Annotated in this window: 1 protein-coding gene; it reads left to right on the forward strand. The window is 49.0% G+C overall.

Features of this window, described 5'->3' with window-relative positions:
- Positions 1-39: 39 nt before the first annotated feature.
- Complete coding sequence (gene ffh, locus C1T29_RS10095; RefSeq protein ID WP_208945677.1) at positions 40-1,380, forward strand: signal recognition particle protein; 1,341 nt, start codon at positions 40-42, stop codon at positions 1,378-1,380.
- Positions 1,381-1,435: the final 55 nt, after the last annotated feature.

Below are 1,435 nucleotides of genomic sequence, written 5' to 3' on the forward strand. Positions count from 1 at the left end.
GACGCGCGTGAGAAATTTGATTAGGAGGCGGCACTTAATATGGCATTCGAAGGATTAGCCGACCGGCTGCAGCAAACGCTCGCAAAAATGCGCGGAAAAGGAAAAGTAACGGAGCAAGACGTAAAAGACATGATGCGTGAAGTCCGTTTAGCGCTCCTTGAAGCGGACGTCAATTTTAAAGTCGTGAAAGATTTTGTGAAAAAGGTAAGCGAACGAGCTGTCGGACAAGACGTCATGAAAAGCCTGACGCCCGGACAGCAGGTCATTAAAGTGGTAAAAGAAGAACTGACGGAGCTGATGGGCGGCGAGGAAAGCAAGATTGCCGCTGCAAAGCGTCCGCCGACCGTCATCATGATGGTCGGTCTGCAAGGGGCCGGTAAAACGACGTCGACCGGAAAGCTCGCCAACCTGCTTCGCAAAAAACATAACCGCAATCCGCTGCTCGTGGCAGCAGACATCTACCGCCCGGCGGCGATCAAACAGCTGGAAACGCTCGGCAAACAGCTCGATATGCCGGTATTTTCACTGGGTGACAAGGTCAGTCCGGTTGAGATTGCCAAGCAGGCCATCGAAAAGGCGAAAGAAGATCATCATGACTACGTTCTCATCGATACGGCGGGACGCCTTCACATTGATGAAGACCTGATGGATGAGCTTGAGCAGGTAAAAGAAACAGCTCAGCCGGAAGAGATTTTCCTTGTCGTTGATTCCATGACGGGTCAAGATGCGGTAAATGTTGCCAAAAGCTTCAACGAACAGCTCGGTGTGACGGGTGTCATTCTGACGAAGCTTGACGGTGATACAAGAGGCGGGGCGGCCTTGTCGATCCGCGCCGTGACCAACACGCCGATCAAATTTGCCGGAATGGGCGAAAAGCTTGATGCGCTGGAGCCGTTTCATCCTGAACGGATGGCCTCGCGAATTCTCGGAATGGGCGATGTGCTCACCCTTATCGAGAAAGCCCAGGCCAACGTAGACGAAGAAAAGGCGAAAGAACTCGAGCAAAAAATGAAAAATATGAGCTTTACGCTCGACGACTTTTTGGAACAGCTCGGACAGGTCCGCAATATGGGGCCGCTTGAAGATCTGATTCAAATGATGCCCGGCGCAGGCAAAATGAAAGGCTTAAAAAACGTTAAAGTTGATGAAAAACAGCTCAGCCATATCGAAGCCATCATCAAGTCGATGACCGGGAAGGAAAAAGAGCAGCCTGAGATCATCAATGCAAGCAGGCGCAAACGGATTGCGAAAGGAAGCGGGACATCCGTACAGGAAGTCAACCGTCTTTTAAAGCAATTTGAAGAAATGAAAAAAATGATGAAACAGATGACAAACATGACAAAAGGCAAGAAAAAAGGGTTTAAACTGCCCTTCATGTAAACCTGTTTTCAGATGATAAAAACGTTGTTAAGAAAAAACACTTTACAAACACTTT

The organism is Bacillus sp. MBGLi79 (genome assembly GCF_002953915.1).